Raw genomic sequence first — 25,753 nt, forward strand, 5'->3', positions numbered from 1 at the left:
CTCCCTTTTAAAGAGAAACGTTTTTTCATAAAGTGATTTTTCTCGCAGGTTGCGAGGTGTTTTGCATTTTGGCTAGCCGTTTCTCCTATATTTCCAACTCCCCACTACCTTCTGATTACTAGTCGCTAACCATGGTTCGACAAGCTCACCAACCAAGCAAATCGAGGTGGAATTTTATATATAAATCCCAAAAAAATCATTGGTGCAGACGCCACTAGGGTGAAATTTTACATCGCCGCCCCGTCTGCTGTCCTAGAAAGCCGGGCGGGAAAAGGCTCAGCTGGACATGCGGTTCGGACTCGTCCGGAGGGGCGAACGGCTTCTGAAGCCAGATGTCAAGCGGGGTGGAGCGAAACAGGTTGGGTCTGAGAGCCGTGACAAGCCGCAGCTCGCCGCATTCCCTGCCGTTCAGGCTCTGGAAAACGGCCTTCCTGTCGGAAACCAGGCCGTCAACGTCGGGAAGCACGTATTCCTCCTTGACCTCGTACGCCATGTTCTTCTTGAGCCGCGTGACGAACACGAGCTTCATGTCCGACATTTTCCGGAACAGGTCGAAACAGGCGTAGCCCCGGTCCATGAGCACTATCGAGCCCGGGAGCAGCTTCCACGCGAGATCGTCCAGCATCCTCCCGAATACGGAGGCGTCGTGCTCGCATCCCGACGTCACCTGCACGACGGAAGGTATCAGCCCGTCATGGTCTAGCAGCGTATGGGCCTTGGCCGCCCCTTTCCTGTGGTGGAACCTCGCCCAGTCGAAAAGCGACAGGCAGAGCGGTATGATGGTGGAATCGATGCTGAACACCTTCCTCTTCAGCCTGTTCGGCTTACGCTTGCCGTACAGTTTTTTCGAAAGCGCGGACGCATACGCCTCGAAGAACTCGCGGAATATCCCTGACGGACGGTGACCGAGGCAGTAGCCCAGATTCGAACGCGACGGGACCCGTTCGATGCCGAGGTTCGGCAGTGAACCGCCGATGGTCTCCAGAGTCTTGACAGTGGGCTTCAACGAGTCCGCCCTTGCAAGGCTTGCGAAAACCATGGTCGCAAGCAGGCTGCGGCAGGAAATTCCCTTGGCCCTACGATTTTTTTGTGTATATTTGGGCATATCGGTGTTTTTTTGCTAATAAAAATTCTAATAAAAACACCGACACTTTTTTTACATTGTCCCTAGCTGTTTAGGACAATTGTGAAACGGAATGAATTGTAGTGTCCTTCAAGTTATTGCCATTGCGTATGATCCAATTACCGATCGTTGGAAAGTTCCAACCTTTGGGTATGAGTTTATGATGTCAAAAGATTCTTCTGGATGGAATATCATTCAAAGGAACTCTATATCACATGGGTACTGAGAACTACCGCTACGACGTCGGAACAAAATCATCCACCCAACCGATTCGTCCTTCGCCGCCCACCAAAAAATTTTCCATATAAAGCTTAGCCGCCTGACAAGATTCCGGCAAGGATTTTCCAAGAGTCAGATTGGCGAGAATCGCCGCCGAAAGGGTGCAGCCTGTGCCGTGCTTATCGACTCCGACCAATCGGCGAGAGCTAAACTCGTAGCGTTTCCCCCGCCACCAAAGAATATCAACCGCCTCTTCGCCGGTCGCATGACCGCCCTTCAAAAGAACCGACGACGGGCAAAACGGAACAAAGCTTTCCCCCGAAATGGCAAATCCCAAATAGGCAAATTCCAAACGATTCGGAGTGATCAAATCGATTTGCGCCATGACCGCCCTGAATTTTTCCGCATCGGCTTCCGCAAAAAAACGAAATCCGGCGGATGCCGCCATAATGGGATCCCAAAGGATAAAGGTGTCCCGACTGTGGGAACGAATCCATTCGACAATAAGACGGAGCGTTTCCACATCGCGCACAAGCCCGATTTTGTAAAAGCGATATTCGCGTACTTCCCGCAACTTGTCCAGCTGTTCCAAAATGCGTTCGGCAGGAAGAAATCCCGGGCTTTCAAACGAACATTCATTCTGCACCGTCAGTGCGGAGCAAGCCGCGACGCCATAAACCCCAAAATCCCGCATCGCTTTGATGTCGGCAAGAATCCCAGCTCCAGCACTGCCATCAAAGCCCGCGACCGTTACCGCAAAATTCATTTTTGACATAAGCGTTTCCATGCGGAAACAGGATCCGCAAACTCCCAAATTCCCGAAACGATTGCCGCATTCCGCACTCCCGCCGGGATTTCCGTCGCATCGCAAAGTACAAAGCCGTTTTCGCCAGCATTTTCCGTTTTTTCGGGCAAAAGAAAAGTCGAGACTCTCGCTGAAATTTCCGCAGAAAGCTTAGGCAAATCTTCTATGGAGTGAAGCAAAATCCCAAGTGAAACGCCGGAGTTCCATACCGCTTTTTCATTTTGCAAAATCCATTCCAGTGGCTGTAAAATTCCGGCAAGCCCAAATTCCTGAGCGGCACTCGGAAAGCCGTACAAAAAAGTTTTCGCGCGAACCGATTCGGGAAGGGCGAGCAAAAAACGCCCCAAAGCCCGTTCGTCCATTCGCGGTTTCCGTACGTATAAATGCTCCATTCCCAAAGCGGAAATTTTTTCGATTAAATCGATTTCATCGACAAAACTTTCTTCGCTGCAAAACAGGGAGTAGCGCATGAAGATTATTCCTGCTTCGCAAGCTTTCCCGTCCGGACAAACTCCTGAATATCCCGAGAGATGCGCATGGAGCAGAATTTCGGTCCGCACATCGAGCAGAAATGCGATTCCTTGGCACCATTGCCCGGGAGCGTTTCATCGTGGAAATCCACTGCGCGGTCCGGGTCGAGCGAAAGCGCAAACTGGTCGTTCCAGCGAAAATCAAAGCGGGCGCGAGAAAGCGCGTCGTCGCGGAAGTGAGCCGCCGGATGCCCCTTGGCGAGGTCTGCCGCATGGGCTGCTAGTTTATACGTAACCACGCCTTCGCGGACGTCGTCTCTATCCGGGAGGCCCAAATGTTCCTTCGGAGTCACATAGCAGAGCATCGCCGTTCCGAACCAGCCGATCATCGCGGCACCAATTGCAGACGTAATGTGATCATAGCCCGGAGCGACATCCGTCGTGAGAGGTCCAAGCGTATAGAACGGCGCATTGTGGCACATCTGTTCCTGACGTTCCATATTTTCACGGATCTTGTGCATCGGCACGTGGCCCGGACCTTCGATCAAAACCTGAACGCCCTTTGCCCAAGCGATCTTCGTGAGTTCTCCGAGCGTGTCGAGTTCCGAGAACTGGGCTTCATCATTGGCATCCGCAGTCGAACCCGGACGCAACCCATCGCCCAAAGAAACGCAAACATCATACTTCGCAAGAATATCGCAGATTTCGTCAAAATGCGTATAAAGGAAGTTTTCCTGATTGTGCACCATGCACCAGCGGGCGATAATCGAACCGCCTCGGCTCACAATGCCCGTGGTGCGCTTCAACGCGAGTGGCACATACGAAAGCAAAAGTCCTGCGTGAATCGTAAAATAGTCAACGCCCTGTTCCGCCTGTTCGATAAGCGTATCGCGGAAAACTTCCCACGTGAGATGATCGGCAATGCCGTTCACCTTTTCTAACGCCTGATACATCGGAACCGTTCCAATAGGAACCGGGCTATTGCGCAAAATCCATTCACGCGTTTCGTGAATGTTCTTGCCTGTCGAAAGATCCATGACCGTGTCCGCGCCCCAGTGCACCGACCAAACCATCTTTTCCACTTCTTCTTCAATCGAAGAGGCCACCGCGGAGTTTCCGATGTTCGAATTGATTTTCGTCAAGAAGTTGCGCCCAATAATCATCGGTTCACATTCCGGATGATTCGGGTTACACGGGATGACGGCACGACCTGCGGCGACTTCGCTGCGCACAAATTCCGGCGTTATCGACGAGCCGTTTTCACCCAAAAGAACGTCCATCTTTTGATTTTCACGGATAGCGACGTATTCCATTTCGGGCGTGATGATTCCCTTCTTCGCATATTGCATCTGCGTCAGAGGTTCGCCATTCTTTTTACGCGCATCGATCCACGGCTTTCGAATCCTTTCAATTCCCTGATTCACATCGATCTTTTTCTGCGGATCGCCATAAGGTCCACTCGTATCGTAAATGCCGAGCTTCGGGGTCAGAGGATCCGAAATTTCGACTTCACGCATGGATACGCGGATATCGGGAAAAAGCTTTCCCGGAACATAGATACGGTGAGACTGTGGGAAGGGCTTAAAAAACTTCGAAGATTCTGTCATACAGATTCCTTTTGCTCGATTACGAACCAAGTTCTTAGGGTATAATCTCAGCCAGCACTCGCCAGCACCCCTATTTGTACCGACCGTAATATAGCAAATCCCATCTGGAGTTTCTATTTCCTGCAGTTTCAAGGCCACTCCTTTCACGGAAGAGTGCCCATCTTTTTTATATTTTGACAAAAAATGGACACACGACATGTCGCGCAACAATAGCTTTGGAAGACTTTTTCTCTTTGTTGTCCTCGGCCTCATCATCGGCGGAGTCCTTGGCGAATGCCTCGGCTTTGTTTTCGGAAAGCTCGGTGAGCTGATGAACGCTGGCGGCTACAACAATATCGTGCACAACTTCTTCGTGAAACCGTTCTGGGCGTTCAACACGGGCGACGGATCGGATATGGAACCGTTTGTGCTGAATCTGTACATGATCAAGATTTCCTTTGGCCTTGCGCTCAAGTTGAACGTGATGAGCCTAGTCGGCCTCGTCGTCGGCCTCTATATTATGAAATGGTCCGGAGAACGCTAATGAAAAACATCCAGGAATTGAAGAAGGATCTTGAAAGCGGTGCAACTACCGCCGTCAAGCTCGCAGAAGAATCGCTTGCATCGATTGAAAAGAATAAAGGTTTGAACGCCTATATTTCTGTCCTCACTGAACGCGCTATGCAGAAGGCGAAGGAAAGCGACGAACGCCGCGCACAGGGCAAGACTCTCGGCGCTCTCGACGGTATTCCGGTTGCCATCAAGGACAACCTCTGCCTCGAAGGATCCCGTACCACGGCCGCTTCGAAGATCCTCGAAAACTTCGTCGCCCCGTACACCGCAACTGCTGTCGAAAAGTTTGAAGCACAGGGTGCAGTCATCGTCGGCAAAACGAATATGGACGAATTCGCCATGGGTTCTTCGAATGAATCCTCTTACTTTGGCGCTGTTGAAAATCCGGTCGCCAAGGACCGCGTTCCAGGCGGTTCCTCAGGCGGTTCTGCCGTCGCCGTCGCTACGGGCACGGTTCCTGTCGCCCTCGGTAGCGATACCGGTGGATCGATTCGCCAGCCGGCAGCTTGCACCGGCATCGTCGGTCTCAAGCCGACCTACGGTCGCGTTTCCCGTTACGGCCTCATCGCTTACGCTTCGAGCTTGGATCAAATCGGACCTCTGTCGACGAACGTCCAGGACGCAGCTACAGTTCTTTCCGCCATCTGCGGTCAGGACATCCATGACAACACCACAAGTCAGCGTCCGACAGAAGATTTCGGGCGCAAGATCGGTGAAAGCCTGAAGGGCAAGGTCATCGGCGTTCCGAAAGAATACTTCGCCGAAGGTCTCGACGCAGGCTGCAAGTCCGCGATCGAAAACGTTCTGAAAAAAGCGGAAGCCGAAGGCGCCGTTCTGAAAGAAATCTCCATGCCGAACATCAGCTATGCCGTTGCGAGCTACTACATCATCGCAACTGCTGAAGCTTCGAGCAACCTTTCCCGCTTCGACGGTGTACGTTACACCTACCGCAGCAAGGAAGCGAAGAACCTTTACGACCTGTACGCCATGTCCCGCAGCGAAGCGTTCGGCAAGGAAGTGCAGCGCCGCATCATGCTCGGCTCCTATGTGCTGAGCTCCGGCTTCTTCGACGCCTACTACGTTCAGGCTCAGAAGGTCCGTCGTCTGATCTCGGACGACTTCACCAAAGCTTTCGAATCCTGCGACGTGATCGCTTCCCCGGTGATGCCGGGCCTTCCGCTAAAGCGCGGAACAAACGAAAGCGATCCGATGGCAATGTACCTTTCCGACATCTACACGGTAAGCCTCAATCTGGCTGGCCTTCCGGGCATTTCCGTTCCGTGCGGCAAGTCCGAAGATCTGCCCGTGAACATCCAGTGGATCGGCAAGCCGTATGCAGAAGCGGACTTGCTCTCGATTGCTGCTGCAGGCGAAAAGCTCGTCTAAGCATTCCGGTTTAAAACAAAAAAGTTCCTCTCGAAAGAGAGGAACTTTTTTGTTCATCGGGCTGATTGGATTCGAACCAACGACCTCTTGAACCCCATTCAAGCGCTCTACCAGACTGAGCTACAGCCCGCAACTTGCGTTGCAAGGTGCCCCAAATTTAACTTAAACGGCTCCTTTTTGCAAGTCGTTTTCGTCTTGCGAACAAGGCTTTAGTTCCAATATCCGATAATCAGAACTTCCGGAGTTGCCTTCGGATGTTTTTGGCTCTTGAACGAAACGATCTTCGAAAGGCTCTTCTGTTTAAGCTTCGGATCCTTCACAAGGCCTTTGGTCTTGAGCGTAATCTTTTGGCCAGGAACCTTGCCGCCTTCCTGAATCGCGTCGAATTTTTCCACGTTCAACGAAACGTTCTTCATCTGTACCGAAAATTCCTTGGAGAATTCTTGGGGAAGTTCCAAATCCGGGCGCGTCTTTTTGTCTTCGCTCCAGACGTAGAAAGTCCATTCGCGTTTTTCGCCCGCTTTATAATAGCCCGCGTCAAACATCTTTTCGCTAAAGACAAACGGAGCCTTCACCAATCCCTGCATCGAGAGCGGATGCGTTTTGCCATTCGTTTCCACAATTACAATGACGTTTGCAATCTGGCCTTCGAGCGTTGCTGTCGAATAATCAAATTCGATATTCACCGGGTCACGCGGGTTCACGGTTTTAGGAAACTTGAAGTTTGAACATCCCACACCTTGGCAGAGCACTGTTTCGATCTTCACCGTTTCCTTCGAAACATTTGCGCCACCGATTTTCACATGGCGAGATTCGCCCTGCGGAATTTCTCCGAGTTCATACGGATCAGTCGCAAACTGAATGACGTCATCGGCAAATGTGAGAGCGGAAAAAGTAAATAAAGAAAGAAGGAATAATTGGAATTTTTTCATATCGATGAAAATACAAAATTCTATATTTTCCGCGGATTTATAATCAAACCTAGAGGTACATTATGTCCGACAATCTGTCCGTTCTCGGCAAGGCTCGCAAGGCCTACCAGCCGAAGCTCCCAGCCTCTCTTCGTAACGGCGCTCTCAAGGTTGCCCTCAACAAGGGTAAGGCAACTGAATCCGTCAGCGACCAGAAGAAAATCAAGGCTCTCTTCCCGAACACCTACGGTGCTCCGTACATCTCCCTCAAGAAGGCTACCAAGGCTGTTGCCGCTCGTCCGGTGAACGTCGGTGTCGTTCTTTCCGGTGGTCAGGCTCCGGGTGGTCACAACGTGATCGCTGGTATCTTCGACGGTATCAAGAGCATCAGCCCGAAGAGCAAGCTTCTCGGCTTCCTCGGCGGTCCGTCTGGTCTCGAAAACGGCAAGTTCAAGGTGATCGACGCAAAGCTCATGGACGCATACCGCAATACGGGTGGTTTCGATATCATCCAGTCCGGTCGTACCAAGCTCGAAACTGAAGAACAGTGGCAGAAGTGTCTCGCTGTGGCTAAGGCTCAGAAGCTCGATGCAATCGTGATTATCGGTGGCGACGACTCCAACACGAACGCTGCAGTTCTCGGCGAATACTTCCAGGCTCAGGGCGCATCCTGCGTTGTCTGCGGTTGCCCGAAGACAATCGACGGCGACTTGAAGAACGAATACATCGAAACCTCTTTCGGTTTTGATACCGCTGTGAAGACCTACTCGGAACTCATCGGCAACATCATGCGCGATGCGAACTCCGCTCAGAAGTACTGGCACTTCATCAAGCTCATGGGTCGTTCTGCTTCCCATATCGCTCTCGAAGCGGCTCTCCAGACTCATCCGAACATCACCCTCATTTCCGAAGAAGTGAAGGAAAAGAAGATGAAGCTGAAGCAGGTCATCAAGTACGTTGCAGACATCGTCGCTGCCCGTGCTGCCGACGGCAAGAACTTCGGCGTGGCCCTCATTCCGGAAGGCCTCCTCGAATTCATCCCGGATGTTGGCGTTCTCATTTCCGAACTCTCCGAAGCTCTCGCTCACCATGAAAAGGAAGTCGAAGACCTCGACACCGCTGCTAAGGTTGAAAAGCTCTCCCAGTGGGTCTCGAAGTCTTCTGCTGAAGTTCTCAAGAGCCTCCCGGCTGGCATTCAGGCTCAGCTCATGCTTGAACGCGACAGCCATGGAAACGTTCAGGTTTCCCTCATCGAAACCGAAAAGCTCATCATTGAAATGGTCAAGAAGGAACTCAAGAGCCGCAAGAACTTCAAGGGCAAGTTCTCTGCCTTGAACCACTTCTTTGGCTACGAAGGCCGTTGCGCAGCTCCGTCGAACTTCGATGCGGACTACTGCTACAGCCTCGGTTACACCGCTTCCGTTCTCGCTTACCACAAGCTCAACGGTTATATGAGCTCTGTCCGCGACCTCACGAAGGGAGTTGACAAGTGGGTCGCTGGTGGCATTCCTATCACCATGATGATGAACATGGAACGTCGTCACGGTGAAGACAAGCCGGTTATCCAGAAGGCTCTCGTGAAGCTCGATGCGGCTCCGTTCAAGTACCTCGCTAAGAACCGCGACGTCTGGGCTAAGACTGAATCTTACACCTACCCGGGTCCTATCCAGTATTGGGGTCCGAGCGAAGTCGCTGACCAGACCACGTTCACGATCCGTCTCGAACGCGGCGCAAAGGTCAAGTAAGATCTTCACACAATTCTTTTTAGAATTAAAAGGAGAAGTCGCAAGACTTCTCTTTTTTATTGTTTGGCGATAAAAACTTGCATTTTCAAAAAAGAGAAACCGCTCGGTCTCTCTTTTCATTTATACGCAATACAAAACATGGATTAGTATATTGGCTGATCCCAGACAGAGCCTCCAACAGAACCCGTCGAAGAACTTTCCCGCGGATGGATATTGGAAAGGCATTCCTGGAAAGAAACAGGCATCGAATTTTTCGCGATAGCACACTTCACCTTGACTTCGGAATCCTTGGAATACTTCACGACTGCAACTTCATGACCGTCGGCAAAGAAGCGGAAGTTTCCATGGCGCATGCCTTTTTTGCAGGTACCGAACACATCGAAACGCACGCCACGGTCTATGAAATGCCATTCCGCATTTCTAACGTGAAGGTCCACGCAATCTACCGGACCGTTTTTATCGGCTTCATCCTGATGCTTGTTGTAGCTAGAACAGGATGTCATCCATGCAAGCATCCAGAAACAAACCATTTTTAGGAGTGTCGAAAACTGAATCATAAATCCTCTTTTAAAAAAGAAGGTGCCTCAGTCGATTGCACTAAGGCACTTCGTGAATTTTCATTTAGAAGCTTAACGGAGAATTTCCGAATTCAACATCCATTGAGAACGATTGACTCGCAGAACAGTCTTACCCGCAGCACGCGTTGCCGCTTCACGGACTTCGGATTCCGAAGCCGGAAGACGTCCCTGCCACAGCACATGACCCTTCATGTCATAGAGCTTTGCAAAACCCTGAGTCTTGGCAATCGCCTGCTGCCAAGACAAATTCTTTGCCAAGGTCATCTTCGGGGCAATACCGAGCTTACCACCGACGTCGATAAAGATTGCCGAAATGGAAGATTCTCCCGAAGAGTCTGTTGCCTGGACACGTACCACATACAGGGCTTCAAGAATCGTATCGTTTACCACTGCCGGAGTAATGGTCAAGATAGAGCCATCCAGATCCGTGCTAAAGACTCCCGAAGCATTCGTGACCTTGTACGTAAGAGGTTCTTCATCCGGATCCGAAATAAGCGTGTCCAAATCCAATTCAATAACGAAATCATGAGTTTCCATGAGAACGAGAGTATCGATCGTCGTTCTCGGTTTGTCATTCACCGGAGTCAAGTACACGTGGATCTTGAAGCTCGAAGATCCCGAAATGCCATCCGCTCCAGTTACCGTTACATAGGCATCCCCGAACGCATCTCTTACCGACTTGAGCGTCACAACACCAGCCGCCGAAATCGACGGATTCAGCTTGCCGTCATCACTTTCGACGCTCAGGTAAATCTTATCGCCGTCCGGATCCGTAAACCAAGTCTTTGTTTCCGTTGCCGTGAAGGTAATCGGAGACGTAAAGTCTTCTGCACGGACAAGCGTATCGTATGCAGCCGTATCGATTGCAACGACCGGAGCATCGTTTCTGTCCACAACATTCATGCGAACCGTAGCGACATTCGAAGAATCGCCCAAAGAGTTCACGACCACATAAGAGAAGGAATCCGCGCCAACAAAATCCGCATCCGGCGTATAGGTGAAGGAACCGTCCTCTTTCAGATTAACCTTACCATTAGCGGCATCGGTCACAAGGTAAGCAAGCAGCACATCCGTCGAATCGTCCGGATTCACATCGTTTGCAAGAACACCTTTCTTCGCAGCAATCGTCACGACGCTGTCTTCATACATCTCGTATTCATCTTCATGAGCCTTCGGTACATCTGCGACAGATTCAATGGTCACATGGAAGTTCACCTTTGCCGTATCCATTCCATCGGTTCCATAGAGCGTTACCGTAGCAGTCCCGTAGGCATCATCCACTGGACTGAATTCAATGTAATGCTTGGATCCCACAGTCGTCACTCCAGCATGGATTAAATCATCGCCATAAGCGCCAATCGTAATGTCATCGCCGTCCACATCTTTAAAAAGGATCTGTGCACTGCTAAAAGCAATCGCCGTGTCCGCGAAATCTTCTTGAAAGACTAGATTCTTAAGAAAATCTTCATCGAGGACCTGTACCGTCGGAGCGTCGTTCACGCACTTCACCTGGATTTTCACCGTCGCCTTGGAGCTTTGCAAGTCCGTTTTATCTGTGAGCTTATAAGTCCAAGAATCTGTACCGCAGTAGTTGGATACCGGGACATAAGTGAAGGATCCATCCGACACGTCCAAAGTCAACACTCCATGAGAAGTGGAATCCACAAAGGTCATGGTATATCCGTTTTTATCCACATCGTAGTCATTCACCAAAACACCGTTCTTGTAAGTTACCTTCAGTGTGTCGTCTTCATTCACCGAGTAAGTATCATTCACAGCCGTCGGAGCATTGTCCTGATCCTGCACGTCGACGGTAAAGGAATAGGATACCGAATTCTTTCCATCGCTCGCCTTCAGCGTTACGATCGCTTCGCCAGTCTTATTTGCCGCTGCGATGAAATGCAGGGTATCATTTAAGGAGAAGCTCTCTTCCTTTTCCAACAAAGAGATGAAAGAGCCATTCGTAACCGTTACGCTGATTTTCAAATCATCGCCGTCTTCATCGTAGAAGATCTTAGAAAGCGGAAGGGAAAGAGTATCCACTTCAAGGAGAGTGTACGGCTTCGTGTTGCTTGCATATGGTTCCAAAAGGACCGGGGCATAGGAAACACAGGAATCGCTCAAGATGATCGAAGAAAGAGTCAGAGTATTGGTCTTTGATCCATAGGTTTTAGCATAAGTGTTCTTGTAAGAAAACTGCATGCCGAGTTGCTTATCTATATTCCATTTAATCGTTGTCGTCGACTTCCAATCCTGGACAAGATCAGCAAATGCGACAAAATACTTTTTGAAATTTGCCGAAGCGGCAAGGAGCGTTCCGTAGTAATTGTCATCGGTAATCGTCGACTGTCTAAAGTCCAGACGTACAGGATAATCGGCCTTGTAAGTCAAGCAGACACCCTTGTAGCTTGCAAGGGAAATTTCCGTATCTTTATAAGCCGCATTCTGCTTCCACGTGAGGCTGTAACCAGCGCCATTATTGCTTGATGTCGACACCGTGTAATCAATCACCCGGTAAGAGTTCACGATGTTCGTATCGAGCGAAGCTCCCGTGCCATACGTGTATCCATACCAATAGGCCGGAGCCATAGCGCCGTCCCCTTCCGCTGCCGTCCACACAGTATCCGTGGCAGCAAAAGTCAAACCGACACTGGCCAAAACAGCAAATCCAACTGTCGATAATTTCATAACGATCTCCTTCGATTACAATCTTACATACAAATTTAGGAATTTGTATGTTTTTTGCAAGTTTATTCCCAAATTTCTCCAGGCAACCGCGAAATATCGCGAAAATCGAGTTTTTGTGGCCCTGAATCCGAAACGGATGTGAGTTTTGCAAGGGGTTTCCCCGCTCTTTCAATCACGACATCCTCCCCTTTCAGCGCGACCTGGTTCAGCAAATCGCCAAATCCTTTGCGCGCTTCCATCGCCGAAACGATCTTCGCCATTAGAGAACCTTGTCCTTGATCACCAGGTCCACGCGGCGGTTCTTTTGGCGACCTTCCTTGGTCGCATTGTCTGCCACCGGCTTGCTCATGCCAAAGCCTTTGGAGGTCAAACGGCCCGCATCAATACCCTGTTCCACCAAAAAGTCCAAGACATTCTTGGCACGCTGTTCCGAAAGCTTCAGGTTATGTTCTTCCGAGCCCGTATTATCCGTATGGCCTTCCACGGATACATTCAGTTCCTGGTACACGGTCAAAATCCCTGCGACACGGGCAAGGCTCGTTTTCAGATCCGCTTTGAGAGATGCCTTATCCACGTCAAAAAGGATATCCGACATCGAAAGAATAATGCCGCGAGCGTCTTCCGTCACCTGAATCAGCTTGGACTGCAACTCGTTCAGCTTGTTCTTCGCCTCGTTCTGGCGCGCTTCCGCCTTGGCACGTTCTTCTTGCAAAAGCTTGTTCAGGGAATCTTCGCGAGCCTTGGCGAGTTCCGCCTGAAGCGCTTCGCGTTCCGCGGCAGCCGTCATCGCAGAATCCATGGCGGAATTCGTCTGGGCGAGCTTTGCACGTTCCGCCTGCAGGTCTTCTTCCAAGTTTGAAGCACGACCGCTGCGCACTTCACCGATCTTTTCCTGAATACGGCGAATAGAGTCACGGACGGCGAGCTGTTTTTTGCGGTTTTCCGCAAGGGAATTGCGAGACTTCTGAGCGGCGATCTGGGCTTCGATAATCTGCGTGTAAATCTGGCAGGATTCTTCCTTCGAAGCGATGCGCGGATCCTTTGGATCCTTTTCCTTCAACGCCTGAACCGCAGCGGCAGAGGCTCTCGCTTCGGCAATCGTCAAACGGATCTGAGCAGAGCCTTGTGGCAAAGATTTTTCAAGCACATCGAGTTTTTGCAAGCAATTGTCCTGTGCGATAGCGAATGTCGAAAGGGCAAGAGCCGAGGCTAAGATTTTCATCCATTTCATTGTGCAGCCTCCTTGTCCTGGGTTTCATTATCGAGAATCGTCTGGTAAAGCTTTTGTGATTCCTGGTCGCCCTGGAGTTCCTTGGAAGCGGTCGAGTCCGCAAGCGCGGCGTCCTTCGCATCCTTTTCGGCAAAAGCCAAGCGATACAGTAAGCGGCTATGTTCTGCTGCGTCCAAAGCTGCGTTGTCTTTGCCTTCTTCTGAAAGCTGCTTTGCGCTCGCCAAATCCTTTTCACCCTGGACTGTCGCAGCGGACTGAATCCCTTCTGCCTGAGCGGCACGATGCATGCCTTCCGCTTCGTTGATGGAAATCGTGAGCATTTCCTTGTTTCCGGCACAGCCGGCGGCAAGCATCACAAATAGCCCGCAGATTAAAAATTTTGCTTTCACCGTCATACTCCTTTAGGCTTCGTAGACAAACCTTCTTAAAAAATACATATTGTGAAGGTTATGGAAAAAACCTTTGCCGTCAGCAAGTACCTTTCTGCTGTAAAAAAAATGATAACGTCACAAATCCCCCCGATTTGGGTAAACGGCGTCATTACACAGATTACGGAACGCGGGCGAATGGTCTACATGAGTCTCGCCGAATTCCCCGAAAACGACGTTAAACCGGTTGCAAAAATCGACCTTTATATGTACGCCGGAGAATACGCCCAAATGCGAGCCCGCCTTGCAGAACTCCCGATGCCCTTCGTTCTCAAAGAGCAGCTCAAGGTCAATTTATTCATCGAAGCGGACTTCTACATCGGCAGCGGAAAATTCCAATGCCACGTCAAAAACATCGACCCGAACTTTACCATCGGAGAACTCGCCAAAACGAAGCAGGCCATTCTACAGCGTCTTGAAAAAGAAGGACTGCTGAACCGCAACAAAATGCTTCCCTTTGCAGCCTTGCCGTTAAAGGTCGGGCTGATTACGGGCGAAACGACCGCCGCCTTCAAAGACTTTACAACCACTCTCGCCCACTCGGGATTTTCCTTTGAAGTCATTCCGGGCTACGCCAAAATGCAAGGCAACGAAACAGAGGCGACCGTTCTTGCCGCCCTCGCCAAGCTTCAAAACATTCCAGACCTTGACGCGGTCTGCATTGTGCGCGGAGGAGGCTCCAAAACGGACCTGAACTACTTCGACAGTGAAGCGCTCTGCCGCGCGATTGCACTCTTCCCCGTTCCGGTTTTGACAGGAATCGGTCACCAGATTGACGAAAGTCTTGTCGACCAGGTTTCTTACCGCAGCTGCATTACTCCAACGGACTGTGCCAAATTCCTTGTCGCCCGCGCCGAAGAGGCCAAGCGTTCCCTGCGCGAAGTTCTGCTGCAAATCGCTACCGCTTCCCAGCGGAAGCTCTCGGAATCCAAGGATCGCCTGCACCGCACCGAAACGAACATTTCCACACTCTTCGGAAAGCGTCTCGCAAGTGAAAGACAAAAGCTTTCCGCGATCGCTCGCGACATTGCGCGCGCCCCGGCGCGAACGCTCGAACGCGAACGCGAAAAACTCCGCCGCGACATCGAAGGTTTAAGCTTTGGCGTGCAAAAGATCATCGCCCTGCAAAAGGCCAAGTTTGAACTCGTCGAAGAAAAGGTCAAAGCAAACGATCCCAAGCGAATCCTTTCCCGCGGATACTCGTACACCACGGGCAAAAACGGTCTCATCAAAAACGCGAGCGACGTCAAACCCGGCGACGCACTTTTAATGCACTTCGCCGACGGCAATGTCCAGGCAATCGCCAAGTAATTCTAACTCAAAAAGGCCTCGCAAACGCGAAGCCTTTCTTTTTTCATTTTTCCATCAATTACGAATAGTCCGGAAAATCCTTCACATGCAAAATATCTTCCGCATGCTTGATCTGCTTTTGCGTCGGGGTCAGGACATCCGTCAGCGAATACGGAATGCCGAGTTCCTGCCACTTGGGAATGGCAAAAGCGTGATACGGCAGCACTTCAACGCGACGGACAGACGGAAGCGTCTTAATAAACTCGTAGGTGTTCGTCAAATCTTCATCGCTGTCAGTGAGTCCAGGAACAAGAACGCGCCGTACCCAAATCGGGATGTTCTTGTCCGAAATATAACGAGCCATCTCCAAAATGTTCTCATTCGGCTGGCGAGTCAATTTTTTATGACCCTCGCTGTCGAACATTTTCAAATCCAAAAGAACAATCGATGTTGCCGCCAAAAGACGGTCGAACTTAGCCAAATACTCTGGAGTATTTTCAAACGGATTTCCGCTCGTATCCAAAGCCGTATGGACATGATGCTCGCTGCAAATTTCAAAAAATTCTGTTAAAAAATCCAACTGGAGAAGCGGCTCGCCACCGCTCACGGTCACACCGCCATTATTCTTCCAGTAAGATTTGTAGCGATAAACCAAAGAAAAAAGCTCCTGAGGCGTGTACAGGGTACCGCCTTCGGAGCCATTCCAAGTTTCCGGATTGTGACAATAACGACAACGCATGCGGCAACCTTGCGTAAACACAACACACCGCACGCCAGGGCCATCCACAAGACCAAAAGTTTCCAGTTTATGAATGCGCCCAGTCGTCATTGTAACAATTACATTCTTTCGTGGCAGGTACGAGAGATAACGTCCATCTGTTGTTCCTTCGTGAGGTTGATGAACTTAACAGCGTAGCCAGACACGCGAATGGTGAAGTTCTGGTATTCTTCCTTTTCCGGGTGTTCCATAGCGTCAATGAGCTTTTCACGACCGAAAACGTTCACGTTCACGTGGTGAGAGCCCTGATCGAAGTAACCGTCGAGAACCTGAACGAGGTTGTTCGTACGTTCTTCATCACTATGACCGAGTGCACTCGGGTTGATCGTCTGGGTATTGCTGATACCGTCGAGAGACCAGTGGTACGGAATCTTCGCAACAGAGTTGAGAGAAGCGAGGAGACCGTTCTGTTCTGCACCGTAGCTCGGGTTCGCGCCCGGAGAGAGCGGTTCACCAGCCTTACGGCCGTCCGGCATAGCACCCGTAGCCTTACCGTAAACGACGTTAGACGTAATCGTCAAAATCGAGGTGGTCGGTTCAGAGTTACGGTAGGTGTGATGCTTCTTGATCTTATTCACGAAGTTGTGGAGGAGTTCCACACCGATATTGTCGGCACGGTCATCATCGTTACCATACTTCGGGAAGTCACCTTCCGTCTTGTAATCGATAGCGAGGCCCTGTTCGTTACGGATGACCTTCACCTTTGCATACTTGATAGCAGAGAGGGAGTCGATCACATGAGAGAAGCCAGCGATACCGGTTGCGAAGGTACGACGCACGTTCGTATCGATGAGAGCCATTTCTTCGGCTTCATAGTAGTACTTGTCGTGCATGTACTGGATGGCGTTCAAAGTATTCACATAGAGCTTCGCGAGCCATTCGAGCATAGCGTCATACTTCTTCACGACTTCATCATAGTCGAGGTATTCAGAAGTAATCGGGCAGAGGGATGGACCAACCTGTTCGCCGCTCTTTTCATCGACACCGCCGTTGATCGCATAAAGCAATGCCTTAGCGAGGTTAGCGCGAGCGCCGAAGAACTGCATTTCCTTACCAGTCTGAGTTGCAGAGACGCAGCAGCAGATGGAGTAGTCATCACCCCAAACCGGCTTCATCACATCGTCGTTTTCATACTGGATCGAGCTTGTAATCACGGAAATCTTAGCAGCATACTTCTTGAAGTTTGCCGGGAGCTTGCTCGTGTAGAGAACCGTGAGGTTCGGTTCCGGAGACGGGCCCATATTTTCAAGAGTGTGGAGGAAGCGGAAGTCGTTCTTGGTGACCATGTGACGGCCATCCACACCCGTACCGCCAACTTCGAGAGTCGCCCACACCGGGTCACCCGAGAAGAGCGCATTGTAGGACGGGATGCGAGCGAACTTGACCATGCGGCACTTCATGACCAAGTGGTCGATGAGTTCCTGAGCCTGCTGCTCGGTGATGAGACCCTTAGCAAGGTCACGTTCCATGTAAATGTCGAGGAACGTAGAGACGCGACCGACGGACATGGCGGCACCGTTCTGGGTCTTGATAGCGCCGAGGTAGCCAAAGTAGAGCCATTGCACGGCTTCCTTCGCGTTCTTAGCCGGCTGAGAAATGTCGAAGCCGTAAGAAGCGGCCATGACCTTCAATTCCTTGAGGGCCTTGATCTGCATAGAGATTTCTTCGCGGAGACGAATGACGTCATCGGTCATCGTGCCATCGCCGCAGTTATCCTTGTCTTCCTGCTTCTTTGCAATAAGGAAGTCAATGCCATAAAGAGCGACACGACGATAGTCACCGACGATACGACCACGGCCATAAGTGTCCGGAAGACCGGTCACGATGTGGCTGTGACGAGCGAGCTTCATTTCCGAAGTATAGACATCAAAGACGCCGTCGTTGTGAGTCTTGTGATACTTCGTGAAGATTTCGTGGAGCTTCGGAGACGGAGTATAACCGTAGTTCGCGCAAGCTTCTTCAGCCATGCGGATACCACCGAACGGCATGAATGCGCGCTTCAGCGGCTTATCGGTCTGGAGACCGACGACCTGTTCCAAATCCTTGTTGAGGTAGCCCGGTGCGTGGGAAGTGATCGAGGAAACGATGTCTGTATCCATGTCGAGCACGCCACCCTTGGCACGTTCTTCTTTCTGAAGCTTCTGGAGAGCTCCCCAGAGCTGGTTCGTGGCGTCCGTAGGACCGGTGAGGAATTCTTCATCGCCATCGTACGGCTTATAATTTTTCTGGATAAAGTCGCGGACATTGATTTCTTCCTTCCAAATGCGACCTTCAAAGCCTTCCCAAGCTTCATTCTGAATCATAACGATTCTCCTTTTTTTATTTTTAATCGATTTTAACAGCAGCAATAATATAGGAAATTAGGCTATTTATGGGAACTTATTTTCGTCTTCCGTTGCCGTTTTCTCTTTAAAAAACGGAAGGAATCCTACAAAAATGTAGAATCCCTCACAGCAATCCAATTAGGCGCTTTTTTGTGACTAAAAGGCTTGACTATTGGGAAATCGCCTGTACTTTGCGCGTCAATTTGTCGGGCGGAATGAGCATTGCTTTGGTCATTCGGGTGCCTTCCATGCGCAAGACTCGGAACCTGTAACCGCTTATATCCACCTCGGCGCCGGCGGACGGGATCGTGCCGAGCTTTGCGAGTATAAGACCGGAAACGGTCTCGACATGAATGCCTTCCGGTTCTTTCAACTCGATTTCCGTCGCATCTTCAAAATCGGAAAGAGTAATCAGCGGATTGAAAATGTAGCGGCCATCTTTCAACTTCTGGATCATCGCATCCTCTTCGAGGTCGTCTTCATCCTTGATTTCACCGACGATTTCTTCAACGATATCTTCGACAGTCACAAGACCTGCGACTCCACCGTATTCATCGACAACGATTGCAAGCTGATTGCCGTTTTCGCGGAGTTCGCGTAAAAGATCGTCGATCTTCTTTTGCTGAGACACGAAGACGACCGGATTCAAAAGCGACTGCAAATCGAATTTTTCAGAACCGTGTTCCGTGTACCATTCGAGGAAGTCGCGTGCCGAAAGAACGCCGATGACGTTGTCGACCGATTCGCGGTAAACCGGGACACGGGAATGGCGTTCTTCGTTCAAGACCTGAATCGTTTCTTCAAGGCTCGACGTAATGTCGATGGCGACCATGTCTACGCGCGGCGTCATGATTTCACGCACCGGAGTTTCCACAAAGTCAAATATGTTCAGCACCATCTGACGCTCGTCTTCATCGAGAGCGTCTTCGTCTTCATCAGACATGTCCGAATCAAGATCCGACTGCAGAGCGTCACGCTTGTCTTCGGAAAGGAAGCTCAACTTGGAATCGTAACCCAAAGCCTTGTGCACCTTCAAATACAGCATATTGGCAAGCTTTGCTTCCAGCATAAACGGCAAGCGAAGATACTTGTAAATCGGAAGCAGAATATGCGAGAAGGTTTCCGGCTTGACCGCTCCGAACATGTTCGGGACGAGAATCACAAAGAAGTACGTGATGAAACCGGCGAGCACCGTATAGAGCGCAACGCCGAGAATCGGCTTTCCGTAAAAACCTTCCGTGAGAACGTAGGCTGCGACAAAACCGAGAACGCCAGCTGCTACATTCAAAACGGTGCGGGCGATCGAAACGGTTTCGTTAAAGCCCGGAGCATCGACAAAGGCATTCACCTTTTTCACGAGCTTTTCATCTTCTTCGCTTTCTGTCGTTACCGAAAGAGCGAGGAATACGATTTTAATCAGCGAGAAAAGTCCCGAGAGGAACAAAAAGAGAATCGCGAAAACAATACAAGGGGTAACACAATCTACCCACGTCAGAAAGGGCATCAGTTCTTCCCCTTCTTTTGGGCGGCTTTCGCCGTCTTTTCCGTTTTTTTCTTTCCGTGACGATAAGGATCGATTCCGAGAATTTCCCGTTCACGACGGCGCATCACAACGCGTTCCGGGACCGTGTGATGGTCATAGCCCGAAAGGTGCAAAAGACCGTGGACAATCATGCGCTTGAGTTCCATGTAGAACGTGTTGCCGAACTTCGGCGCCTGGCGCTTGACCTGATCGTGGGCGATATAGATTTCACCTAGAAGATAGTCTTCGTGCCATTCAAAGCTCAAGACATCCGTCACCTTGTCGAGTTTGCGATATTGATGGTTCAATTCGCGCACCATCTGGTCAGAGCACATCACGATATTGACGTTTTCCGGGTGGCCTTCTTCAATCAAGACCTTGCGGGCCAGCGGTTCTAGACGAGCCTTCCACGGGAACTCTTCGCCTTCTTTTTCTGCGAGAAGATTGACCTGGAAATTCGGTAATCGAGATTCCTTTTTCATATTAGAGTTCGTACCACTTCTTTAAAACAGTGATAATCGCCTTCGCCTGTTCCTTGTTCGAAATGTTGAACTTGCTTCTCTGCTTGAAGACGCCCTGTTGCTTCTGGTAACGGCGGATCGAGACCTTCGGCTCCCCAAATTCGCCTGTTTTCGCATTGCGATCCTGATACAGGAACATCATCGTGGACCAAGCGCCCTTGCTCAAATATTCCTTCGCAAGTTCCTTGATAACGAGTTCACCGGTTTCTTCGTCGGTATATTCGACGGTCGGTTCAAGATTTTCTGTATCCATAATCACCTCTTCAAAAAATTGACAAACTACCTGTAAAGATAAAAATCTATATTGCCAAAATAGTAAGGCAACGCCCCAAGGAGGGAGATTTTGAACGAATTCCATTCTCCATTTAGCCGTCTTTTCGCAAGAACGCTTCTGGCCGGCAGTCTTTTCATTCTTCCGACTTTTGCCGCGGGCAATTCAGGCTCAGTCGGTAAAGTCCGCTACATTCTGGGAGAAGTCACCGTCCAGAAAAAGGCCAAAAGCAACTGGAATCCCCTTCGAATCGGGCTCAAAGTCCATGAAAAAGACCTGATTCGAACCCTTGTTGAAAGCGAAGCGGGGATCGCTCTTTCTGACGGCAGTTCGATTACCATCGAAGAAAACACGACCATCCTCTTTGAAAACGCGGTCAATCAGAAGAACGAGACGACCAAAACGGTGGAAATCCGCACGGGACGCGTCTTCTTTGACGTGCAAAAACAGAAATCCAACGAGAAGTTCCAATTCAAGACCGGCACCGCTACCGCTGCAATCCGCGGCACGAACGGCTTTATCGAAGGTTCTGCCGCAGGAACCGTCGTTTCGCTCGAAACGGGTAAAATGCTCATTACCGATACGACCGGACAGGAAATGGAATTGAGCGGAGGCGAAACCCTGGTGCAAGAAAAGGGCAAGCCGATGCACAAGTTCAAAACGCCGAATGCAGGCACCAAGGGACTCGCCAAGGAAATCACCCAGGAACGCAAGAACAATACCTTTACAGCCGACAATCTCGAAAAGAAAGCGAAGGATCTCGCCGCAAAGAATGCGAGCCTTCAAAATCCTTGCACTTTCGATCCCCTGCCGAGCATCGTCACCGCAACGGAAGTCCACGTTTCAGGCAAGTGCGCCGACTCGGTTCTCGTCCGAGTCAACGGAATCGATGCGGTCATGTCGAAGGAAGGAACCTTTGACGTTCCTGTGATTTGGGACAAGGAGTCCTATGGCACCAAGCGTATTCGCGTAAAATGCGCCCAAGGAGAAGCCGAAGTTCTTTGCAAGGAAGCAAACGTGGAATACGTGAAGCAGACGAGCAACGACGACAGCGCCTTTATCCGGATTCAGAAACAGGGCAAACTTTCGATGAACACGGTCGAAGGAATCACGGTGAATGCGGACTTCTTCAGCGAAGATCCGAACGCCCAGGTCACCGTTTCGCTCGGAAGCGTTACCTCCCCGAACCTGAACACGCCGAAAGCAGGCGGTCATGTGAGCTACACCTTTAGACCGCGCGATCCAAACGTCAGCTGGACCGAAAAGTTCATTTACGTGACGCTCCAAAGCAAAAAGAAGACCCTTCGGGATTCCATCCCGGTTTCCTTCCCGCCGAAGCTCAGCATTATCGGGGCGAATGCGGACAAGTGTGAAATCCGTTATAGCCTTGTCGGAACGCACAACAGCAAGGTCGTCATCGAAGAATTCGTCGATGGCATGCCGGCATTCAAGACGGAACACAATCAGGACATTCCAAGCGCAAGCCTTCCAATGCTCAGCGGCAACCGCAAGTACAGAATTCTTGTGGAAGACGAGGCCGGGAATCGTTCCGAAATTTCCGATTCGTTCCTCTGCAATCTTTAAGGGATTGGTTAAAAATCACCAATTCCTTATTTGGCTCAGGCATTTTTCTTTAGTGTATCCAAGTGATCACCCTTGGGTACATTTTTCCGATAGGCCTCACTCACAATTCTTGCGGCAATGAATGTCCTTTTTACTTACAAAGAACTTCCCTCTCCCCTCATTTTCTAAATTAAGGGCTCATGTCATTAAACGCTTACCATTTTAGAGAACTTTCCATTCCGCTCGAAAAGAAAGGCGAAATTTTACCGGCGCTTGCCCATGCGACAGGCCTCCATGAAAACGCCATTCTGAACTTGGAAGTGGAACGTTTTGCGCTTGACTCCCGCAAACGCGGTGCACCGCACTGGAGTTACAACGTCCGTTTTGAAACGGCAAAGCGTTTGCACCCGACGCACTGGCTCGTTCCGGCGACGGAAAAGGCAGAGACTTTAGACAGCGATCCTTTGAAAGATTCCGTTTTGCTGTCCAAGCATGTCACGGTTGTCGGCGCAGGCCCCGCCGGGCTTTGGGCTGCGCTTTCCCTGCAGCGCAAAGGTTTTAGCGTACATCTTTACGAACAAGGAAGCCCAGTAGAAGAGCGTTTTGGCGACATTCACCGCTTTACAGTTGACCGGAAGTTCAATCCGCATTCAAACGTTCTGTTTGGCGAAGGCGGCGCAGGAGCTTACTCCGACGGAAAACTGAACACGCGTTCTCGCAACGTATTTTCAAGCGCCGTCCTTGCGGACATGGTGCATTTCGGAATTTCTAGCGATGTGCTGACCTTTGCAAAACCGCATATCGGAACAGACCGCTTGGTTCCTTTGTTGCGCTCTCTGCGAAAAGAATTTTTATCGCTCGGTGGCGAAGTGCATTTTCACACCGCCCTCGAAGATTTTGAACTTTCGAACGGAAATATTTCCAAGGCGAAGTTCAACGGGGCTTGGCAGAACGTCGATAACCTGGTGCTCGCGCCGGGACATTCGGCGCGTTTCCTTTACGAGCTTTTGCACGAACGCGGCGTTGAAGAAGAAAGCAAGGCGTTTGCACTGGGTGTTCGAGTCGAACATCCGCAGTCGCTCATCAACTTGAGACAGTACGGGGCAAACGTCAACACAAACCTGACCGGCAGTGCGGAATACGCCTTGACCGCAAAGACTTTGAACCAGACTTCAGCAGCCTACAGTTTTTGTATGTGCCCGGGTGGAGTTCTTGTCCCATGCGTCTCCGAAAACGGAACTCTGGCCACAAACGGCATGAGCTACAGCAAGCGCAACGGGAAGCTTGCCAACGGAGCTATCGTCGTCCCGGTTGAAAAAAGCGAAAGCCTTTTTGGCGGCATCGAAATGCAGCGCCGTTTTGAAAAGAGAGCTTTTGAAATCGGCGGCAAGGATTACACCGCTCCCGCTCAGACAATCAAGGCTTTCCTCAGCGGAAAAAAAGATTCTGCCCTGCCGAAGAGCACATTCCTCACGGGCGTTGTCCCCTGCTCGATCCGCGACATTTTAGACGATGCGATTTGCGATTCGCTCGCCGACGGTTTTGAACAGTTCGAACGCAAGATTCCAGGCTTCATTTCGGAAGGCTTGATCGTTGCACCGGAAACCCGTACCAGTTCCCCGGTGCGCATTGTGCGAAATACGGATACGCTCGAAAGCGTTTCGACAAAGGGGCTTTTTGTTCTCGGCGAAGGTGCCGGTTATACGGGCGGCATCGTGACGAGTGCGGCGGACGGCATTAAACTTTCGAACCGTGTTCGTCTGGCGAAAGATTAGGACATCAGATTATGATTACTCGAGTTATCGATCGTGATTTTGCAAACATGCGCCTTGACCGTTTTTTGCGCAAGGCATTTCCAAACGAACCTCTTTCCACCTTCTTCGCCATTCTGCGCAAAAAGAAAGTCCGTGTGAACGGAGTTCACGCCAAGGCTCCGCAGATGCTACACGAAGGCGATACGGTCGACATTTACGAAAACTTTAAGAGCATTGCAAACGAAAATGAAGCTCCGGTGAAAAAGGCCTGGGGTACCGCGCCACAGTTCTCCGAACGTTACTTTGTGGAGCAGAACTTGAACATTGCGCTCGAAAAAGAAGACTTTGTGATTATCGACAAGCCGTCGGGAATTCCAAGTCAGCCGGGAACAGGCACGCGCAAAGGCGAAAGCCTGGTGGAAATGCTCTGGCAGTGGGGCAACGATCAGCAACTCGATTTTAAGCCGACGATTGCACACCGTTTAGACGAAGAAACCTCGGGGCTTCTCGTGGCCGCCTTGCACGGCGACACTCTCCGCGAACTCACCAAGATGCTCCGCGAGCACCAGATCAAAAAAACTTATCTCGCCCTCGTCAAAGGAAACCTCGATAAGGAACGCGGTACGATCAACACGACACTCGAACGCACCGATTCCAAGGCCGGTGCCAAAATGAAGACCGGAACCAAGGAAGGTATCAACGCGGTCACGCATTATGCGGTCAAGGAACACTTTGACGGTTACGACCTCGTGAAGATTGACCTCGAAACCGGACGCATGCACCAGATCCGCGCCCACTTCGAAAGCATCGGTCATCCGTTGATCGGCGACAGCCGTTACGGCGACTTCTCGTTGAACCGTGAATTCAAAAAGAACTTTGGTCTGAAGCGCCTCTTTTTGCACAGCGCACGTCTTGACTTTGAATGGCATGGCGAAAAGATCGGCATCGATTCCGCCCTTCCGCTGGAACTCAAGTGTGTCATCAAGGAACTGCGCAATCTGCGCAAGAAATCCGCTCCGAAAAATCCAACACGCAAATAAAAAGTTTTACACATACAACCCCAAAGGAACATACACATGCCCATTACTGAAAACACAAAAGTCGCCATCCATTACACGCTCAAGGATGACGAAGGCAAAGTGATTGATTCTTCCGTCGGCAAAGATCCGCTGAACTACATCCACGGCCAAGGCATGATTGTCTCGGGTCTCGAAAAGGCTTTGACCGGTAGGAATGTGGGCGACAAGTTCTCCGTGGACGTCGCTCCGAAAGAAGGCTACGGCGAATACAATTCGGAACTCGTCCGCGCCATTCCGAAGAACGCATTCCAGGCCGACAAGATTGAACCGGGTATGGTCTTTTACGCCAATACTCCGGCAGGTCCGATGCCGCTCACCGTTTCGAAGGTCGAAGGCGACAACGTGATGATCGACATGAACCACGAACTCGCCGGTAAAACTCTGCACTTTGACATCGAAGTGATGCAGGCAGAAACCATGACCGAAGCAGAGATCAAGGAAATGATGGAACCGCACCACTGCTGCTGCCATGGCGAAGGTCATGAAGACGGTGAAGAAGGCGATCACTGCTGCTGCCACGGCGAAGGACATGACGACGAAGACGGTGAACATCACTGCTGCGGTGGTCACCATGACGACCCGAATCACGAATGCAAGTGCAAAAAAAAGAACAAGGAAAACTAATTCCGTTTTCTTTGTTTTAAATTGGCTCTGTTCCCACAAATGGTTGTTGACAAGTTTAAAATGACATAATTTGTCATCACTAAAATGTATATTTGTGGCGATGGACGAGATTGCGCCACAGATAGCCCTGCTCAGGCAGATGCACATGGGACTGGACAAGAAGTCCCGCCCGGTCCTCCCGCTCCTGCGGGCCGCCTAGAACCCGTATCTGGCCCCAAATCCGGACGTCATCCACACAAGTCCGATGCCGCCCGGTCGATTTTGCGTTGAGCGTACCCTGCGGG

At 50.7% G+C, this 25,753-nt stretch carries 24 protein-coding genes and 1 tRNA gene; 8 read left to right on the forward strand and 17 right to left on the reverse strand.

Features of this window, described 5'->3' with window-relative positions:
• Window positions 1-214 precede the first annotated feature (214 nt).
• The 4 genes from MR847_RS00290 to thiC form a co-directional block, all read right to left on the reverse strand.
• Entirely contained in the window at window positions 215-1,105 is an 891-nt protein-coding gene (locus MR847_RS00290) for an IS4 family transposase (RefSeq protein ID WP_276993444.1), read from the reverse strand.
• A gap of 253 nt (window positions 1,106-1,358) precedes the next feature.
• The gene (locus MR847_RS00295) at window positions 1,359-2,117 is read right to left on the reverse strand and encodes a hydroxymethylpyrimidine/phosphomethylpyrimidine kinase (protein ID WP_276993446.1); all 759 of its coding nucleotides are present in this window, start codon (window positions 2,115-2,117) and stop codon (window positions 1,359-1,361) included.
• Window positions 2,105-2,617, reverse strand: a complete 513-nt coding sequence (locus MR847_RS00300) for a hypothetical protein (RefSeq protein ID WP_276993450.1) — start codon at window positions 2,615-2,617, stop codon at window positions 2,105-2,107. Before MR847_RS00300 ends, MR847_RS00295 begins: the two co-directional genes overlap by 13 nt.
• A gap of 5 nt (window positions 2,618-2,622) precedes the next feature.
• Entirely contained in the window at window positions 2,623-4,224 is a 1,602-nt protein-coding gene (gene thiC, locus MR847_RS00305) for a phosphomethylpyrimidine synthase ThiC (RefSeq protein ID WP_287722534.1), read from the reverse strand.
• Window positions 4,225-4,420: 196 nt separating this feature from the next.
• Between thiC and MR847_RS00310 the strand changes: the two genes are divergently transcribed.
• The gene (locus MR847_RS00310; RefSeq protein ID WP_100426042.1) at window positions 4,421-4,747 is read left to right on the forward strand and encodes a DUF4321 domain-containing protein; all 327 of its coding nucleotides are present in this window, start codon (window positions 4,421-4,423) and stop codon (window positions 4,745-4,747) included.
• Window positions 4,747-6,162, forward strand: a complete 1,416-nt coding sequence (gene gatA, locus MR847_RS00315; protein WP_100426041.1) for an Asp-tRNA(Asn)/Glu-tRNA(Gln) amidotransferase subunit GatA — start codon at window positions 4,747-4,749, stop codon at window positions 6,160-6,162. Before MR847_RS00310 ends, gatA begins: the two co-directional genes overlap by 1 nt.
• Before the next feature lie 56 nt (window positions 6,163-6,218).
• On the opposite strand, the gene MR847_RS00320 is transcribed toward gatA, so the two are convergent.
• Together MR847_RS00320 and MR847_RS00325 are read right to left on the reverse strand one after the other, a co-directional pair.
• Window positions 6,219-6,292, reverse strand: a tRNA-Pro gene (locus tag MR847_RS00320).
• 79 nt (window positions 6,293-6,371) lie between these two features.
• Complete coding sequence (locus MR847_RS00325; RefSeq protein ID WP_100426040.1) at window positions 6,372-7,094, reverse strand: DUF1573 domain-containing protein; 723 nt, start codon at window positions 7,092-7,094, stop codon at window positions 6,372-6,374.
• 62 nt (window positions 7,095-7,156) lie between these two features.
• On the opposite strand from MR847_RS00325, the gene MR847_RS00330 reads away from it, so the two are divergent.
• Window positions 7,157-8,818, forward strand: coding sequence for a diphosphate--fructose-6-phosphate 1-phosphotransferase (locus MR847_RS00330; RefSeq protein ID WP_100426039.1), 1,662 nt, complete (start codon window positions 7,157-7,159; stop codon window positions 8,816-8,818).
• 143 nt (window positions 8,819-8,961) lie between these two features.
• Here MR847_RS00330 and MR847_RS00335 read toward each other — a convergent pair whose 3' ends face one another.
• The 5 genes from MR847_RS00335 to MR847_RS00355 form a co-directional block, all read right to left on the reverse strand.
• Window positions 8,962-9,375, reverse strand: a complete 414-nt coding sequence (locus tag MR847_RS00335) for a hypothetical protein (RefSeq protein WP_100426038.1) — start codon at window positions 9,373-9,375, stop codon at window positions 8,962-8,964.
• A gap of 72 nt (window positions 9,376-9,447) precedes the next feature.
• Entirely contained in the window at window positions 9,448-12,084 is a 2,637-nt protein-coding gene (locus MR847_RS00340) for a cadherin-like domain-containing protein (protein WP_287722537.1), read from the reverse strand.
• 62 nt (window positions 12,085-12,146) lie between these two features.
• Entirely contained in the window at window positions 12,147-12,344 is a 198-nt protein-coding gene (locus MR847_RS00345) for a type II toxin-antitoxin system Phd/YefM family antitoxin (protein WP_100426036.1), read from the reverse strand.
• Complete coding sequence (locus MR847_RS00350; protein ID WP_287722539.1) at window positions 12,344-13,315, reverse strand: OmpA family protein; 972 nt, start codon at window positions 13,313-13,315, stop codon at window positions 12,344-12,346. Before MR847_RS00350 ends, MR847_RS00345 begins: the two co-directional genes overlap by 1 nt.
• Entirely contained in the window at window positions 13,312-13,710 is a 399-nt protein-coding gene (locus MR847_RS00355) for a hypothetical protein (RefSeq protein WP_287722540.1), read from the reverse strand. Before MR847_RS00355 ends, MR847_RS00350 begins: the two co-directional genes overlap by 4 nt.
• Window positions 13,711-13,764: 54 nt before the next feature.
• Between MR847_RS00355 and xseA the strand changes: the two genes are divergently transcribed.
• Window positions 13,765-15,054: an exodeoxyribonuclease VII large subunit gene (gene xseA / locus MR847_RS00360; protein ID WP_277002622.1), complete on the forward strand. Its 1,290-nt coding sequence runs from the start codon at window positions 13,765-13,767 to the stop codon at window positions 15,052-15,054.
• A 58-nt stretch (window positions 15,055-15,112) separates the two neighbouring features.
• Here the strand turns inward: xseA and pflA are convergent, their stop codons facing one another.
• From pflA to MR847_RS00385, 5 genes are all read right to left on the reverse strand, one after another.
• Window positions 15,113-15,862: a pyruvate formate-lyase-activating protein gene (gene pflA, locus MR847_RS00365; RefSeq protein WP_287722542.1), complete on the reverse strand. Its 750-nt coding sequence runs from the start codon at window positions 15,860-15,862 to the stop codon at window positions 15,113-15,115.
• 8 nt (window positions 15,863-15,870) lie between these two features.
• On the reverse strand, window positions 15,871-18,114 hold the full coding sequence (gene pflB, locus MR847_RS00370; RefSeq protein ID WP_106519133.1) for a formate C-acetyltransferase: 2,244 nt from the start codon (window positions 18,112-18,114) through the stop codon (window positions 15,871-15,873).
• A 190-nt stretch (window positions 18,115-18,304) separates the two neighbouring features.
• On the reverse strand, window positions 18,305-19,639 hold the full coding sequence (locus MR847_RS00375; protein ID WP_287722546.1) for a hemolysin family protein: 1,335 nt from the start codon (window positions 19,637-19,639) through the stop codon (window positions 18,305-18,307).
• Window positions 19,639-20,139 carry an rRNA maturation RNase YbeY gene (ybeY, locus tag MR847_RS00380; protein WP_100426030.1) on the reverse strand — a complete coding sequence of 167 codons (501 nt, stop codon included), beginning with the start codon at window positions 20,137-20,139 and terminating at the stop codon, window positions 19,639-19,641. Before ybeY ends, MR847_RS00375 begins: the two co-directional genes overlap by 1 nt.
• Window position 20,140: 1 nt before the next feature.
• Window positions 20,141-20,431, reverse strand: a complete 291-nt coding sequence (locus tag MR847_RS00385; RefSeq protein ID WP_100426029.1) for a hypothetical protein — start codon at window positions 20,429-20,431, stop codon at window positions 20,141-20,143.
• Window positions 20,432-20,521: 90 nt separating this feature from the next.
• On the opposite strand from MR847_RS00385, the gene MR847_RS00390 reads away from it, so the two are divergent.
• The 4 genes from MR847_RS00390 (at window position 20,522) to MR847_RS00405 (ending at window position 25,469) form a co-directional block, all read left to right on the forward strand.
• Window positions 20,522-22,033 carry a FecR family protein gene (locus MR847_RS00390; protein ID WP_287722548.1) on the forward strand — a complete coding sequence of 504 codons (1,512 nt, stop codon included), beginning with the start codon at window positions 20,522-20,524 and terminating at the stop codon, window positions 22,031-22,033.
• A gap of 179 nt (window positions 22,034-22,212) precedes the next feature.
• On the forward strand, window positions 22,213-23,787 hold the full coding sequence (locus tag MR847_RS00395) for an NAD(P)/FAD-dependent oxidoreductase (RefSeq protein WP_287722549.1): 1,575 nt from the start codon (window positions 22,213-22,215) through the stop codon (window positions 23,785-23,787).
• Window positions 23,788-23,798: 11 nt separating this feature from the next.
• A complete protein-coding gene (locus MR847_RS00400) occupies window positions 23,799-24,806 on the forward strand; it encodes an RluA family pseudouridine synthase (protein WP_287722550.1) in 1,008 nt (335 codons plus the stop codon).
• A gap of 36 nt (window positions 24,807-24,842) precedes the next feature.
• Window positions 24,843-25,469, forward strand: coding sequence for an FKBP-type peptidyl-prolyl cis-trans isomerase (locus MR847_RS00405; RefSeq protein ID WP_287722552.1), 627 nt, complete (start codon window positions 24,843-24,845; stop codon window positions 25,467-25,469).
• Window positions 25,470-25,548: 79 nt separating this feature from the next.
• Here the strand turns inward: MR847_RS00405 and MR847_RS00410 are convergent.
• A partial coding sequence (locus MR847_RS00410; protein WP_287722554.1) for a hypothetical protein occupies window positions 25,549-25,753 on the reverse strand: 205 nt, incomplete at its 5' end.

The organism is Hallerella sp., from assembly GCF_022776125.1.
GTDB lineage: Bacteria > Fibrobacterota > Fibrobacteria > Fibrobacterales > Fibrobacteraceae > Hallerella > Hallerella succinigenes.